This window comes from Ramlibacter agri (genome assembly GCF_012927085.1).
GTDB lineage: Bacteria > Pseudomonadota > Gammaproteobacteria > Burkholderiales > Burkholderiaceae_C > Ramlibacter > Ramlibacter agri.
Window position 1 is genome coordinate 3815156 of the sequence record NZ_JABBFX010000001.1, and the last position, 15061, is coordinate 3830216.

Sequence of the window (15061 nt, forward strand, 5' to 3'; positions counted from 1 at the left end):
TGCGCAGCATGAACCGTCCCGCCCTTGCCGCGGCCGCCCTGGCCGTCGCGTCCCTGTTCAGCGCCGGCGCCCACGCGGCGCTGTTCGAGGACGAAGAGGCGCGCCGCGCCATCCTGGACCTGCGCCAGCGCGTGGACCAGCAGCGCCAGTCGCTCGGCGAGGACCTGCGGCACGCCAACGAGGACAACGCCTCGCTGCGCCGCAGCCTGCTGGACCTGCAGCAGCAGATCGAAGCCCTGAAGGCCGAGATCGCGCGGCTGCGCGGCAACGACGAGTCGCTGGCCCGCGACCTGTCGGACCTGCAGCGCCGGCAGAAGGACATCGCGCAGGGCGTGGACGAGCGGCTGCGCAAGTTCGAGCCGGTGCAGGTGACGGTGGACGGCAAGGAGTTCGCGGCCGACCCCGCGGAGCAGCGCGACTTCGAAGCCGCGCTGGCGTCCTTCCGCAAGGGCGAGTTCGTCGGGGCGCAGAGCGCCTTCGCCGATTTCGTGCGCAAGTACCCGTCCTCGGGCTACAAGCCGACGGCGCTGTTCTGGCTGGGCAACGCGCAGTACGCGAACCGCGACTACCGCGGCGCCATCGCCAACTTCCGCGCGCTGCTGCAGCAGGCTCCGGACCACCCGCGTGCCCCCGAGGCCGTGCTGTCCGTCGCCAACTGCCAGATCGAGCTGAAGGACAACGCCAGCGCCCGCCGGACGCTGGACGACCTGGTGAAGGCGTATCCGCAGTCCGAGGCCGCAAGCGCGGCGAAGGAACGGCTGGCGCGGCTGCGCTAGGGTACGCAGCTTCGCTGCGCACCGCATGGAACGTTGGGCCGCGGTGCGCGGCCGAGCCGCGCACCCTACAATTTCCCGATGGCCGAAGTCCAAGCCCTGGCCGCCAAGGTTCTCCTGGCGGCCTTTTTCCTTTCCTTCCTGTTCGGCGCGATCGCGCAGCGCACCCATTTCTGCACCATGGGCGCGCTGGCCGACGCCTACAACATGGGCGACACCATGCGACTGCGCCAATGGGCGCTGGCCGCCGGCATCGCCATCCTCGGTTTCTGGGCGCTGGCGGCCGCGGGCCAGATCGACCCGGCCAAGACCCTCTACAGCGGCAGCCGCTGGATCTGGCTGTCGGCGCTGACCGGCGGCGCGCTGTTCGGCGCTGGCATGGTGCTGGCGTCTGGCTGCGGCAGCAAGAACCTGGTGCGCCTCGGGGCTGGCAACCTGAAGTCGCTGGTCGTCTTCCTCGTGCTGGGGCTGTCGGCCTTCGCCACGCTCAAGGGCATCACCGGCGTGCTTCGCGTCAACACGGTGGACCGGGTGGCGTTCGATTTCGGCGCCCCGGCGCTGCTGCCGGTGGGCATCGCCAGCCTCGGCGGCATCAGCCTGCACGCGGCCGGCCTCGCCAGCGCGCTGGTGCTGGGCGGCGGGCTCGCGCTGTGGGCATTGGCCGGGCGCGGCTTCCGGACCTTCGACAACCTGCTGGCGGGCATCGGCGTGGGCCTCGTCATCGTCGCGGCCTGGTGGGTGTCGGCCCATCTCGGCTACCTCGCCGAACACCCGGAGACGCTGGAGGAAACCTTCCTCGCCACCAACTCGGGGCGGGCCGAGGCGCTGAGCTTCGTCGGCCCCATCGCCTACACGCTGGACTGGCTCCTGTTCTTCAGCGACAAGAGCAAGCTGCTCACCATCGGCATCGTGTCGGTCGCCGGCGTGGTCACGGGTTCTTTTGCCAGCGCGCTGTTGCGCCGCCAGTTCCGCTGGCAAGGTTTCGCCGGCACCGAGGACGTGGCCAACCACCTGGTCGGCGCCTTCCTGATGGGCGTGGGAGGCGTGACGGCGCTGGGCTGCAGCATCGGCCAGGGCCTGAGCGGACTGGCTACGCTCAGCGCCACCAGCTTCGTCGCCGTCGCGGGTATCGTGCTCGGTGCGCTGGGCGGCTTGCGCTGGCAGGCCTGGCGAGTGGAGCGCATGGCATGACCCACCTGGATGAAGCCCTCGACCTGCAGCGCCGCTTCGGCGGGCTGGAGCGCCTGTATGGCATGGACGGCGCCGCGGCGATCCGCAACGCCCACGTGGCCGTCATCGGCATCGGCGGCGTCGGCTCGTGGGCGGCCGAGGCGCTGGCGCGCAGCGGCGTCGGCACGCTGACGCTGGTCGACCTGGACCACGTGGCCGAGTCCAACATCAACCGCCAGATCCACGCGCTGGACAGCACGGTCGGCCAGGCCAAGGTGCAGGCCATGCGCGAGCGCATCGCGCAGATCAACCCGCGCTGCACGGTGCACGCGGTCGAGGAGTTCGTGGAGCCGTCGAACTGGCCGCAGCTGCTGCCGGTGCTGCCCGACGCGGTGATCGACGCCTGCGACCAGCTGAAGGCCAAGGTGGCGATGGCCGAGTGGGCGCGGCGCACGCGCGCGCTGTTCATCTCCTGCGGCGCGGCCGGCGGCAAGCGGCTCGCGCACAAGGTGGACGTTGACGACCTGTCCGCGACGACGCACGACCCTTTGCTGGCGCAACTCCGGTATCGCCTGCGCAAGTCCCATGGCGCGCCGAAGGACGGCAAGAAGATCGGCGTGAACTGCGTGTTCAGCCGCGAGGCCGTGGCGCCGCCGGACCCGTCGTGCAACCTCGAGGGCGATGGCACGCTCAACTGCCACGGCTACGGCTCGGTGGTCAGCGTCACCGCCACTTTCGGCCAATGCGCGGCCGGCTGGGTGCTCGATCGCATCGCGGCCTGAAAACCGGGAAAAGTGACGCTATAATCGTGGGCTTTGCTGCTGCGCAAACAGCAGTGAACGGCGGGACGTTAGCTCAGTTGGTAGAGCAGCGGACTTTTAATCCGTTGGTCACAAGTTCGAATCTTGTACGTCCTACCAGGAATCCCGAAGGGAATGGTCGCGAGACCATTCCCTTTTTCCTTTTCCGGGCCGGGTCAGGTGCCCGTCAGTGCCTCAGCGCTAGCCTCGCCCCGAAACAAGGGGACGCATCGATGCGCTGGACTCTTTGCAGCTGCGGTACCGCGGACCTCCACCGGCTTCCGCGCTCCGGCTGGATGCGCCTGCTGTTCCCGGCACGCCGGCGCTACCAGTGCGCCAGCTGCGGCCGCTCCCTCTTCGTCCCCCTCCATTCCGTCTTGGCGCGCGCCGAACCGGCGCATGGCGTGCTGCAAAAGCGCCGCCACATCGCGAACGTCGCCGTCGGCTGGACGGCCACTGCCTCGGTCCTCGTGATCGCGGGCTGGGTGCTCTGGCTGCAGATGCCGGCCCAGCGCCTGCACTTCGCCGAGCCGGGGCGGCCGCTGGCCAGCGCGGGCCTGACGCCGGCGCCCGGCCGCGCAACGGGCTGCCACCACACGCACATCTTCCAGGCTGGCGAGACGCTGGAAGCGATCGCGGCGAACGAAATGGGCGCCGAGTGGCATGCACAGGACATCTGGGTGCTGAACCAGCCGCTGCTCGATCGGCTGAGGGTGGAAGACAAGGGCCTCGAGCCTGGCCAGGCCATCGAAGTGCCGGCGCCCTGCAACTGATACCCGGGCGCCGCTAGGCGCAAGCTCCCTTGCGGTAGAGTCGCATGCATGCGCCAGCATGCGACGGAAGCAGTACCAGCCGTGAGGCCAGAAGACGAAGAACTCAGCCCCGGTTTCATGGTGGTCCATGGCAACCACCCCGAATCCCTGCGGGACCTGATGCTGGCCTGGATCGCCGGCCATCCGCTGGCCCCCCTGGAAGACGAGGTGGTGCTGGTGCAGAGCAACGGCGTCGCCCAGTGGCTGAAGCTGTCGCTGGCGGCGGACCGCCAGGATGGCGGCATCGGCATTGCCGCTGCCTTGCGCACCCAGCTGCCTTCTCAATTCCTCTGGGAAGCCTACCGCGCCGTGCTCGGGCGCGAAGCCGTGCCGGCCGCCTCGCCCTTCGACAAGGCGCAGCTGGTGTGGCGCCTGCTGCGCCTGCTGCCGCAGCGCCTGGCCGAGCCGGTGTTCGCGCCGCTCGCGCGCTTCCTCGAACGCGACACCGACGCGCGCAAGCTGCACCAGCTGGCCGAGCGCATCGCCGACCTGTTCGACCAGTACCAGGTGTACCGGGCCGACTGGCTGGCCGAATGGGCCGCGGGCACCGACTACATCGACACCAGCCGCCAGGGCCGCCTGCTGGTGCCGCGCGAGCAGATGTGGCAGCCGCAGCTGTGGCGCGCGCTGCTGAAGGACGTGGGCGCCGCTGGCGCGGCCAGCAGCCGCGCCGAGGTCCACCGCCGCTTCCTCCTCGCCGCGCGGGACTGGACGGGCGAACGGCCCGCGCAGTTGCCGCGCCGCGTCTGCGTGTTCGGCGTGTCCTCGCTGCCGCAGCAGGCGCTGGAAGTGCTGGCGGCGCTGGCCCGCTTCACGCAGGTGCTGCTGACCGTGCACAACCCCTGCGAGCACGACTGGTCGCACATCGTGGCCGACCAGGACCTGCTGCGCAGCGCGCGCATGCGGCAGCAGCGCCGGCCCGGCACTCGCAACGAGCCGGACGACGAGGACGTGCTGCATCTGCAGGCGCAGCCGCTGCTGGCGGCCTGGGGCAAGCAGGGCCGCGACTTCATCCGCCTGCTGGACCTGCACGACGAGCGCGAAAGCTACGAGCCGCGCTTCGCCGCCATCGGCCAGCGCATCGACGTGTTCGAGCGCGAGGAACCTCTGACCTTGCTGCGCCAGCTGCAGGACGACATCCGCGACCTGCGGCCGCTGGCCGAGACGCGCGCGCAGTGGCCGGCGGTGGACGCGAGCGCGGACCGTTCGATCGAATTCCACGTCGCCCACGGGCCGCAGCGCGAGGTCGAGATCCTGCACGACCAGCTGCTCGCTGCCTTCGCCGCCGATCCCACGCTGCGTCCGCGCGACGTCATCGTGATGGTGCCGGACATCGCGACCTATGCGGCGCACGTGCAGGCCGTGTTCGGGCTGGTGGACCGCAAGGACCCGCGCCACATTCCTTACGCGCTGGCCGACCGCGGCCAGCGGCAGCACGATCCGCTGCTGGTCGCCCTGGAAAAGCTGCTCGCGCTGCCGACGTCGCGGCTGGCCGTGAGCGACGTGCTGGACCTGCTGGAGGTGCCCGCGCTGCGCGAGCGCTTCGGCATCGAGGAGCACCAGCTGCCGCTGCTGCATCGCTGGATCGCGGCGGCGCGCGTGCGCTGGGGCCTGCATGCGCAGCACCGGGCCAGCCTCGAGCTGCCGCAGGGCCTGGAACAGAACAGCTGGGCCTTCGGCCTGCGCCGCATGCTGCTTGGCTATGCAGTGGGCGCGGGGGAGACCTGGGAAGGCATCGCGCCGATGGACGAAATCGGCGGCCTGGACGCGGCGCTGCTCGGGCCGCTGGTAGGCCTGCTCAATGCGCTGGAGGCGCACTGGCAGGCCCTGGCCGAGCCGGCGCCGCCTGCCATCTGGGGCGAACGCCTGCGCGCGCTGCTGGCCGGCTTCTTCGAGGCTGAGGATGGCAGCGAAGAGGGCTTCACCCTGCTGCGGCTGGAAGGCGCGCTGCAGGAATGGCTGGAGGCCTGCGAGCAGGCCGCGCTGCGCGAGCCGCTGCCGCTGGCCGTGGTCCGCGACCATTGGCTGGCGCGCATGGAGCAGGGCGGGCTGAACCAGCCTTTCTTCGGCGGTGGCGTCACCTTCGCCTCGCTGATGCCCATGCGCGCCATCCCCTTCCGCTGGATCGCGCTGCTCGGGATGAACGACGGCGACTACCCGCGCAGCCGCGTGCCCATGGACTTCGACCTGATGGGGCAGGACTGGCGGCCCGGCGACCGCTCGCGGCGCGAGGACGACCGCTACCTGTTCCTGGAGGCGCTGCTGTCGGCCCGCGAACACCTGCACGTGAGCTGGGTGGGCCGCAGCATCCGCGACAACGAGGCGCGTCCGCCCTCGGTGCTGCTGGCACAGCTGCGCGACCACATCGCGGCCGGCTGGCGGCTCGCCGGCGACGAGCGCGGGCAGGCGAAGGCCGGCCGTGCGCTGGTCGAGGCATTGACGGTGGCGCATCGGCTGCAGCCTTTCCATCCGTCCTATTTCGACGGCAACCTGCCGGGGCTCTTCAGCTATGCGGGCGAGTGGCGCGCGAGCCTTGCCACGCCGAAGGCCGCCGCGGAAGATCCCGCCGCACTGCCGCCGCAGCCGCGCGACGCGCCGCTGACGGTGCGCACGCTGGCGAGCTTCGTGAAGGACCCGGTGCGCGGCTTCTTCCACGAGCGCCTGGGCATCCGCTTCCGGGACGACGATCCCGTCGGCGAGGACCAGGAGCCGTTCGCGCTGAACGCGCTGGAGAACTGGCAATTGCAGGACGCGCTGATCCAGGCCCAGAAGGCGGCAGTCGATGCCGGCGTCGAGCGCGAACCGGCCTTGCAGGCGCAGCTGGATCGGCTGGTCGCGCAGGGCGAGCTCCCGCTGGGCCACTTCGCCGCCGGTGCGCAGCAGCAGTTGGCCGAGCCGATGGCCAGGCTGTTCACCGAGTACCAGCGCCAATTGCGGGCGTGGCCGCGGGTGTTGCCCGACGAACCGCTCGACTACTTGCCGCACGGGGCGTCATCGACGCTGCGGCTGGACGACTGGCTGTCCGGCCTGCGCGCCGGCGAAGACGGTTCGCGCGCCCGCCTGCTGCTGGAAAGCAGCGGCGTGGTGAAGGAAGGCAAGTGGCGCCACGACAAGTTGCTGCCCCACTGGGTGGCGCACCTGGCCGGCCACGTGAAAGGGGAGCCCTTGACGACGGTGGTCCTGAGCAAGGCCGGCACGGCCTGGCTGAAGCCGCTGGACCTCGCGCATGCGCGCGCCTGCTGGGACCAGCTGCTGCGCGCCTGGGACGAAGGCCTGCGGCGGCCCTTGCCCTTCGCCGTGCTGCCGGCCAGCGCCTGGATGAAGGGCGAAGACCGCGAAGCGGCGCGTGCCTGCTACGAGGACCACGATCCCGACAACGGCAAGTTCGCCGAGCGGCAGCGCAACGCGCATCTCGGGCGCGCCTTCACCGATTTCGAGGCCTTGTGGGCCGCCGGCGAGTTCGCGCAATGGACCGATGCCTTGCTGAAGCCGATGGCCGACGCTCTGGGCACGCCGCCGAAGGAAGGAGGCGCGGCATGAGTGTCCCCTCCATCCTGGAACCGCTGGCTTTCCCCCTGCGCGGCAGCGCGCTGATCGAGGCCAGTGCCGGCACCGGCAAGACTTTCACGATCGCGGCGCTGTACCTGCGCCTGGTGCTGGGGCACGGCGGCGCGGCCGCCTTCCCGCAGGCGCTGGTGCCGCCGCAGATCCTGGTGGTGACCTTCACCGAGGCCGCCACCAAGGAGTTGCGTGACCGCATCCGCGCGCGCCTGGCCGAAGCGGCGGACCTGTTCCTCGAAGAGCCGACCAGCGAAGCCTGCGAGCCGAACGGCGAACTGCTGCACGACCTGCGCGCGAGCTATCCGCCCGCGGAGTGGCCACGCTGCGCCCGCACGCTGCGCCTGGCCGCCGAGTGGATGGACGAGGCGGCCGTCTCCACCATCCACGGCTGGTGCTACCGCATGCTGCGCGAGCACGCGTTCGACAGCGGCAGCCTGTTCACGCAGGCGCTGGAGGCGCAGCAGGACGAACTGTTCGAGGAAGCGGTGCGCGACTACTGGCGCAGCTACTTCTATCCGCTGGAGGCGGAGGACGTGGCGAAGCTGGCCAAGCGCTGGACAGCGCCGACGCCGGATTCGGAGTCCGGCAGCCGGCAGAAAAAGGACCTGGCGAACATCGTGCGCAAGCTGCTGGAGCAGCGCGCCCACCTGCCCGCCGGCGAGGAGCCGGCGCAGGCGCTGGCTGCCGCGCGCGCCGAGCGCACCGCGAAGCTGCGCGAGTACAAGGCGCCGTGGAAGCAGTGGGCAGACCAGCTGGAAGGCCTGCTGGACGCCGCCTGCGCGGCCAAGCAGGTGAACGGCACCAAGTTCAAGTCCAGCCACTACAAGCCCTGGTTCGCGCGCCTGCGAACCTGGGCCGCGGACGACGCATTGGCGGAGCTGGATCTCGGCAAGGGCTGGGCCCGCCTCACGCCGCAAGGCCTGGCCGAGGTCTGGAAGGCGGGCCAGCCGCCGGACCATCCGGCGCTGGACGATCTGCGCACCCTGCGCGAGCGCCTGCAGTCGCTGCCCACCGGCGAGGCCGACGTGCTATGCCACGCGACCCACTGGATTGCGGCGCGCCTCGCGCTGGAGCAGGAGCGGCGCGCCGAGATGGGCTTCAACGACCTGCTGACGCGGCTCGACGCGGCGCTGCAGGGGCCGAACGGCGCGCGGCTCGCGAACGTGATCCGCACCCAGTTCCCGGTGGCGCTGATCGACGAGTTCCAGGACACCGACCCGCTGCAGTACCGCATCTTCGACGCGGTCTATGGCGTGGCGCGCAACGCGCAGGACGGCGCGGTGGTGCTGATCGGCGACCCCAAGCAGGCGATCTACGCCTTCCGCGGCGCCGATATCCACACCTACCTTGCGGCGCGGCGCGACACCGAGGGGAGGCACGCGACCCTGGGCACCAATTTCCGCTCGACGCAGGACATGGTTGCCGCGGTGAACCAGTTCTTCGGCCAGGCCGAGGAGCGGGCCGCCGGCAAGGGCGCCTTCCTGTTCCGGAAGGAAGGCGACAACCCGCTGCCCTTCGTGCGGGTCGGCGCGCAGGGCCGCAAGCAGCGCTGGGTGGTGGAAGGCGCGCCCGCGCCCGCGCTCACCTGCTGGGTGCAGGACGAGGGCGGCGCGCCGGCGAACAACGCCTACGTGCAGTCCATGGCCGGCGCCGCTGCTGGCGAGATCGTGCGCCTGCTGAAGCTGGGGCAGGACAGGAAGGCCGGATTCGAGCACGACGGCGTGCTGAAGCCGCTGCAGCCGGGCGACATCGCGGTGCTGGTGAACACCGGCCGCGAGGCGCGTGCCGTGCGGCAGGCGCTGGCGGCGCTGGGCGTTCGCAGCGTCTACCTGTCCGACCAGGACTCGGTGTTCGCGAGCGCCGTGGCCGCCGACCTGCAGCGCCTGCTGCAAGGCTGCGCCGAGCCGGAAGACGACCGCGTGCTGCGGGCCGCCCTCGGCACCGGGCTGCTGGGGCTGTCCTGGTCCGCGCTGGATCGCCTGAACCAGGACGACTTGCACTGGGAGGCGCGGGTGCTGCAGTTCCGCGCCTATCGCGAGCAATGGCGCACGCAGGGCGTGCTGCCCATGCTGCGCCGCCTGTTGAACGACTTCGAGGTGCCGCGCCGGCTGCTCGCCGCCGCCGACGAACGCGCGCTGACCGACGTGCTGCACCTGGCCGAACTGCTGCAGGAAGCCAGCGCGCTGCTCGATGGCGAACATGCGCTGGTGCGCTACCTGGCGGAGCAGCGCGCCGAAGGCAATAACGCCGGCGAAGCACGGCTCGTGCGGCTGGAAAGCGACGCCGAGCTGCTGAAGGTGGTGACGGTGCACAAGTCCAAGGGCCTGGAATACCCGCTGGTGTTCCTGCCCTTCGCCTGCGCCTGCCGCCCGGCGAAGGACACCGACCTGCCGCTGAAGTGGCATGACGCCGAAGGCCGCTTGCAACTGGCGCTGCAGGCGCAGTCCGGCCTGCTGCCGCTGGTGGACGAAGAGCGCCTGGGCGAGGACCTGCGCAAGCTGTACGTGGCGCTCACGCGGGCCCGCTATGCCACCTGGATCGGGCTGGCTCCGGTGCGCGATTTCGAGCGCACCGCCGTCGGCTACCTGCTGGCCGGCGCTGCGCCGGTGGCGGCAGGGACGCTGGAGGACGTCGTCCGCGCGTCGCTGGGCGAGGGCGATGCGATCGCCATCGCTCCGGCGCCCGCAGCGGGCGATGAGCCTTACGTCGCGAGCCTGGCGCAAACGGTGCTCGCGCCCGAGCCGCCGCTGCCGGCCGGCCCGCGCGAGCCCTGGTGGATCGCGAGCTATTCGGGCCTGCGCATCGCGCCGGGTGCCGCCCTGGAAGAGGGCACGGCACCGGTCGCGGAAGCCGTCGTGCCCGAGAGCGCCACCGAGGCGACCTATCGCGAAAGCCTGGACGACGCCAGCGACGACGTGCCGGCCGACGTGGCCGCCGAGCCCGGCACCCTGCACGACTTCCCGCGCGGACCCAGCCCCGGCAGCTTCCTGCACGGACTGCTGGAGTGGGCCGGCCGCGAAGGCTTTGCGCGCGTCGCCACCTCGTCCGCCGAGCGCGACGCGCTGATCGCGCGCCGCTGCCAGGCGCGCGGCTGGCAGGCCTGGACCGTGCCGCTGCAGCAGTGGCTGGCGCGCTGGCTGGCGACGCCGCTGGAGCTGTCGGCCCTGACGCCGGGAGCACGCGTGAGCCCGGCGCAGATGCGCTCGGTGCAGGTCGAGATGGAGTTCTGGTTCGCGGCCTCGCGCGTGGACACGCAGAAGCTGGACGCGCTGGTGCGCCGCCACGTGCTGCCCGGCGCGCCGCGGCCGGCGCTGCAGCCCAACCAGCTGAATGGCATGCTCAAGGGCTTCATCGACCTGGTGTTCGCGCACGAGGGCCGCTACTACGTGGCCGACTACAAGTCCAACCGCCTCGGCGCGATGGAGGCCGACTACACGCCGGCGGCGATGCGCGCCGAAGTGCTCAAGCACCGCTATGAATTGCAGTACACGCTGTACCTGTTCGCGCTGCACCGGCTGCTGCGCTCGCGCATTCCGGACTACGACTACGAGCGCGACGTGGGCGGCGCCGTCTACCTGTTCCTGCGCGGGCATGCGGCGCCCGGTGGCGGCCTGCACCTGGAGCGGCCGGGCGTGGCGCTGATGGATGCGCTCGATCGCCTGTTCAGCGGCGCGGAGGTTGCGGCATGAAGGTGGAGACCCTGCTGCAGGAACTCGCGCGCTGGGCCGAGGCCGGGTGGCTGCGGCCGCTGGACCACGCCTTCGCGGCCTTCCTGGCCCGCGAAGCAAGCGACGCCGACCCGCTGTTGTTGCTGGCCGCGGCGCTGGCCAGCCACCAGCTCGGGCGCGGCCACGCCTGCCTGGACTTGCAAGGCACGCTGCAAGCTCCGCTCGACACGCTGGCGCTGCCGCCGGAAGAAGAGACGCCGTCCGACCTGCCGGGCCCGCAGCAACTGCTGGCAGGCGTGGACCTCGCGCGCTGGCAGGCGGCCTTGCAGCATCCGCGCCTGGTGGCAGCGGGTGCGGGTGCCACACCACTCGTGCTGGATGGCGCGCGCCTGTACTTGCGCCGCTACTGGCAGCACGAGCAGACCGTGCAGCAGGCCATCGTGCTGCGGCTGCGCGACGATCCCGCGCCGGTGCCGGGCCTGCGCGAGGCGCTGGACGTCCTCTTCCCGGGCCCCGCCAGCGAGCCGGGCGAGCCGGACTGGCAGAAGGTCGCCTGCGCGCTGGCCGCGCGGCAGGATTTCAGCATCGTCACCGGCGGCCCGGGCACGGGCAAGACGACGACGGTGGTGAAGCTGCTGGCCGTGCTGCAGCACCTGGCGCTGGGGAGCAGCGGGCGCCGCTTGCGCATCCGCCTCGCAGCGCCCACCGGCAAGGCAGCGGCGCGGCTGAACGCGTCCATTGCCGGCACGGTGCAGAAGCTGAAGCTGGAAGGCCTGCCGCAAGGCGAGGCGGTCCGCGCCGCGATCCCGACCGAGGTCACCACTGTGCACCGGCTGCTGGGCAGCCTGCCGGATACGCGCCACTTCCGCCACCACGCGGCCAACCCCCTGCCGCTGGACGTGCTGGTGCTGGACGAAGCCTCGATGGTGGACCTGGAGATGATGGCCGCGGTGCTCGATGCGCTGCCGCCTTCCGCGCGCCTGGTGCTGCTGGGCGACAAGGACCAGCTCGCCTCCGTGGAAGCCGGCGCGGTGCTGGGCGCGCTGTGCCGCCGCGCCGACGGCGGCCACTACACGCAAGCCACGCGCGACTGGCTGCGCGCGGCGACCGGCGAGGATGTGCCGGCCTTCCTGCTCGATGCGGCGGGCGAGCCGCTGGACCAGGCCGTGGTGAAGCTGCGCAAGAGCCACCGCTTCAGCGCGGAGAGCGGCATCGGCCAGTTCGCCGAGGCGGTGAACGACGGTTCGCCCGAGCGTGTGCGCGCCATCGTGCGCACGCCGCAGGCCGACCTGGCTTTCGTCGAACTCGGTACGGACGATGCAGCGTTGCGCCGCCTCGTGCTGGAAGACGACGCCAGTTATCGGCAGTACCTGGAGCGCCTGCGCGCGAAGGCGCCGGCCCCGGATGCGCAGCGCAGCGCCTTCGACGACTGGGCCCGTGCGGTGCTGGATGGCTACGGCGCCTTCCAGCTGCTGTGCGCGGTGCGCAAGGGGCCGCAGGGCGTGGAACGCGTCAACCAGCGCATCGCCACGATGCTGCAGGCCGCGGGCCTGACACCTGCCGCGAGTGGCTGGTACCTGGGCCGGCCGGTGATGGTGAGCCGCAACGACTACGGGCTGGGCCTCATGAACGGCGACGTCGGCATCACGCTGCGGCTGCCGGCCGAAGGCGAGTGGAAGCTGCGCGTGGCTTTCCCGGCCGGCGACGGCAGCGACGGCATCCGCTGGGTGCTGCCCAGCCGGCTGCAGGCGGTGGAGACCGTGTTCGCAATGACGGTTCACAAGTCGCAGGGTTCGGAGTTCGGCCATGCGGCGCTGCTGCTGCCGGACCGCGCAAGCCGCGTGTTGACGCGCGAGCTGGTCTACACGGGCATCACGCGCGCGCGGCAGCGCTTCACGCTGGCGACCGCCGGCGGCATGGGCGTGCTGGAAGAAGCCGTGGTGCGGCGGATGGAGCGCGCGGGCGGGGACTTGGCTTAAAGGGCAATTCCCACCCTCGCGGGCTGCCCGCGCTTCGTCCTTGCGGGGGACGGCGTGAGCGCGCCCTGTTGGAATTTGGTCAAGTACCCCCCAGATGAGGAGTTGACACGTTTTGTGTCAGCTGGGGAGACTCGCAGCGCCGGCAAGGGGAGTCCGGATCGTTTGCGAAACCAGAACGTTCTCTTTATCCACCAGAATTTCCCGGGGCAGTTCGTGCACGTGGCGAGCGCGCTGGCGGCCGCCGGCCACCAGGTGGTCGCCCTCGGCATCGAGGGGCGGCCGCTGAAGGGCGTGCGCTTCCTGCGCTATGCGCCGCCGCGCCTGCAGCGCGCGTCCGCGCTGGACACCGCGCGTGACTTCGAGGTGAAGGTCGCGCGCGGCCTGGCCTGCGCCGCCGCCATGCAGCGGCTGCAGCGCGAAGGCTTCGAGCCGGACATCGTGGTCGCCCATCCCGGCTGGGGCGAGGCGCTGTTCTGCAAGGACGTCTGGCCGCGCGCGCGCCTGGTCATCTACGCCGAGTTCTTCTATGGCGGCGAAGGCTCCGACTTCCTGTTCGACCCCGAGCTCTCCACCGACGGCCCGGAGCAGCGGGCGCGCCTGCGCCTGAAAAACACGGTGCACCTGCACGCTTTCGCCGCCGCGGACGCGATCTATTCGCCCACCGAGTGGCAGCGCAGCCGGCTGCCGCCCGAATACCGCGCCAAGGCGCAGGTGATGTTCGATGGCATCGACACCACGCGCGTCGCGCCGGACCCCGCGGCCACCATCCAGCTGCAGCGCGCGCAACTGCAGCTCGCGCCGGGCGACGAGGTGATCACCTTCGTCAACCGCAACCTCGAGCCCTATCGCGGCTTCCACGTGTTCATGCGGGCGTTGCCCGAACTGATGGAGCGCCGCCCGAATGCGCACTGCATCATCGTCGGCCGCGACTCGGTGAGCTACGGCTCGCCACCGAGCGGCGGTGGCACCTGGCGCGACGCGATGCTGAAGGAAGTCGGCGCCCGGCTGCCCGCCGGCCGCGTGCACTTCCTCGGCGGCCTGCCGTATGCCGACTACCTGCGCGTGCTGCAGGTCTCGGCCTGCCACGTGTACCTGACCTATCCCTTCGTGCTGTCCTGGAGCTGCCTGGAAGCCATGAGCGTGGGTTGCCCGATGGTGGCGAGCCGCACAGGCCCCGTGCAGGAAGTCGTCGAGCATGGCGCCACCGGCCGCCTGTTCGATTTCTTCGACGGGAAGCAACTCGTCGAAGAAGTCGTGGGCGTGCTGGAAAACCCGCAGGCCGCGCATGCGATGGGACGGCGCGCGCGTGAACTAGTGCGCGAAAGGTATGACCTGGCCAGCGTCTGCCTGCCGGGGCAACTGCGTGCCGTGCTGGGGGAAGACCCCTATCCGCGGGGGCGACCCCCCAAACGAGTGATGACGGTGAAAGCAACGGCCTGTTAGAAACCGCAACGCATTCACATCGACAAGGAGAGTCCGCGCCATGGGTACCACCATCATGAACGGAGATGCCAAAGACAATGACCTGATCGGCACTCCCGGTGCCGACACGATCAACGGTCTGGACGGCAACGACACGCTGGAGGGCCAGGGAGGCAACGACTTTCTCGATGGTGGCGCAGGCAACGACAGCCTGCTGGGTGGCGCGGGCCAGGACGTGCTGGTCGGCGGGGCCGGCAACGACACGCTGGACGGCGGCGCCATCACCGACCTGGTGAACTACACCGACCTGAACTGGGTGCGTTTCGACGGCGCCACCACCGGGGTGGTGGTGGACCTGGGCGCCGGCACGGCGCAGGACGGACAGGGCGGCACCGACACGCTGGTCAACATCAACTGGGTGAGCGGCACGCAATACGACGACCGCCTGACCGGCGCGGCGACCAACATCTTCGAGCAGTTCGAAGGCGGCGCGGGCAACGACACGATCGACGGCGGGGCGATCGACGCGTCGAACAACTTCACCGGCGCGCGCGTGTCCTACCAGAACTCCAGCGGCGCCGTGACGGTGGACCTCGCCACCGGCCAGGCCCAGGATGGCATGGGCGGCACCGACACGCTGTCCAACATCAGCCAGGTGCGCGGCTCGAACTTCGCCGACCACCTGTACGGCAGCGACACGACGGCCTACGTCGAAGGCTTCGACGGGCGCGGCGGCAACGACACCATCGACGGGCGCGGCGGCATCGACCAGTACCGCATGGACGGCGCCACCACCGGCGGCAGCGTCGACCTGATGGCCGGCACGGCCAACGACGGCCAGGGCGGCACCGACACGCTGCTGAACATCGAGTGGGC

General features: G+C 71.0%; 9 protein-coding genes and 1 tRNA gene. All 10 read left to right on the top strand.

The features are described 5' to 3' along the window. The first annotated feature begins 8 nt into the window (after positions 1 to 8). The gene (gene ybgF, locus HHL11_RS18660; protein ID WP_240980110.1) at positions 9 to 776 is read left to right on the top strand and encodes a tol-pal system protein YbgF; all 768 of its coding nucleotides are present in this window, start codon (positions 9 to 11) and stop codon (positions 774 to 776) included. A gap of 78 nt (positions 777 to 854) precedes the next feature. Beyond that, complete coding sequence (locus HHL11_RS18665) at positions 855 to 1964, top strand: YeeE/YedE family protein (protein ID WP_169419846.1); 1110 nt, start codon at positions 855 to 857, stop codon at positions 1962 to 1964. Beyond that, a complete protein-coding gene (locus tag HHL11_RS18670; protein WP_169419847.1) occupies positions 1961 to 2725 on the top strand; it encodes a tRNA threonylcarbamoyladenosine dehydratase in 765 nt (254 codons plus the stop codon). The genes HHL11_RS18665 and HHL11_RS18670 overlap by 4 nt, the downstream gene beginning before the upstream one ends. A gap of 62 nt (positions 2726 to 2787) precedes the next feature. After that, a tRNA-Lys gene (locus HHL11_RS18675) sits at positions 2788 to 2863 on the top strand. Positions 2864 to 3120: 257 nt separating this feature from the next. Continuing rightward, positions 3121 to 3516: a LysM peptidoglycan-binding domain-containing protein gene (locus HHL11_RS18680; protein ID WP_169419848.1), complete on the top strand. Its 396-nt coding sequence runs from the start codon at positions 3121 to 3123 to the stop codon at positions 3514 to 3516. An 81-nt stretch (positions 3517 to 3597) separates the two neighbouring features. Further along, positions 3598 to 7095 (top strand): exodeoxyribonuclease V subunit gamma, encoded by a 3498-nt coding sequence (gene recC / locus HHL11_RS18685; protein WP_205964307.1) that lies wholly within the window; start codon positions 3598 to 3600, stop codon positions 7093 to 7095. Continuing rightward, positions 7092 to 10805: an exodeoxyribonuclease V subunit beta gene (recB, locus tag HHL11_RS18690; protein ID WP_169419850.1), complete on the top strand. Its 3714-nt coding sequence runs from the start codon at positions 7092 to 7094 to the stop codon at positions 10803 to 10805. Before recC ends, recB begins: the two co-directional genes overlap by 4 nt. Next, complete coding sequence (gene recD / locus HHL11_RS18695) at positions 10802 to 12763, top strand: exodeoxyribonuclease V subunit alpha (protein ID WP_169419851.1); 1962 nt, start codon at positions 10802 to 10804, stop codon at positions 12761 to 12763. Before recB ends, recD begins: the two co-directional genes overlap by 4 nt. A gap of 162 nt (positions 12764 to 12925) precedes the next feature. Further along, a complete protein-coding gene (locus HHL11_RS18700) occupies positions 12926 to 14206 on the top strand; it encodes a glycosyltransferase (RefSeq protein WP_169419852.1) in 1281 nt (426 codons plus the stop codon). Between the two features lie 40 nt (positions 14207 to 14246). Continuing rightward, positions 14247 to 15061: calcium-binding protein (locus HHL11_RS18705; protein WP_281068673.1), on the top strand; the 815-nt coding region annotated here is incomplete at its 3' end.

What these genes read in the sequence shown, in the direction of transcription:
- ybgF (WP_240980110.1), top strand. Translation starts at nt 9, where the DNA reads ATGAACCGTCCCGCCCTTGCCGCGGCCGCCCTGGCCGTCGCGTCCCTG.
- HHL11_RS18665 (WP_169419846.1), top strand. Translation starts at nt 855, where the DNA reads ATGGCCGAAGTCCAAGCCCTGGCCGCCAAGGTTCTCCTGGCGGCCTTT.
- recD (WP_169419851.1), top strand. Translation starts at nt 10,802, where the DNA reads ATGAAGGTGGAGACCCTGCTGCAGGAACTCGCGCGCTGGGCCGAGGCC.
- recB (WP_169419850.1), top strand. Translation starts at nt 7,092, where the DNA reads ATGAGTGTCCCCTCCATCCTGGAACCGCTGGCTTTCCCCCTGCGCGGC.
- HHL11_RS18670 (WP_169419847.1), top strand. Translation starts at nt 1,961, where the DNA reads ATGACCCACCTGGATGAAGCCCTCGACCTGCAGCGCCGCTTCGGCGGG.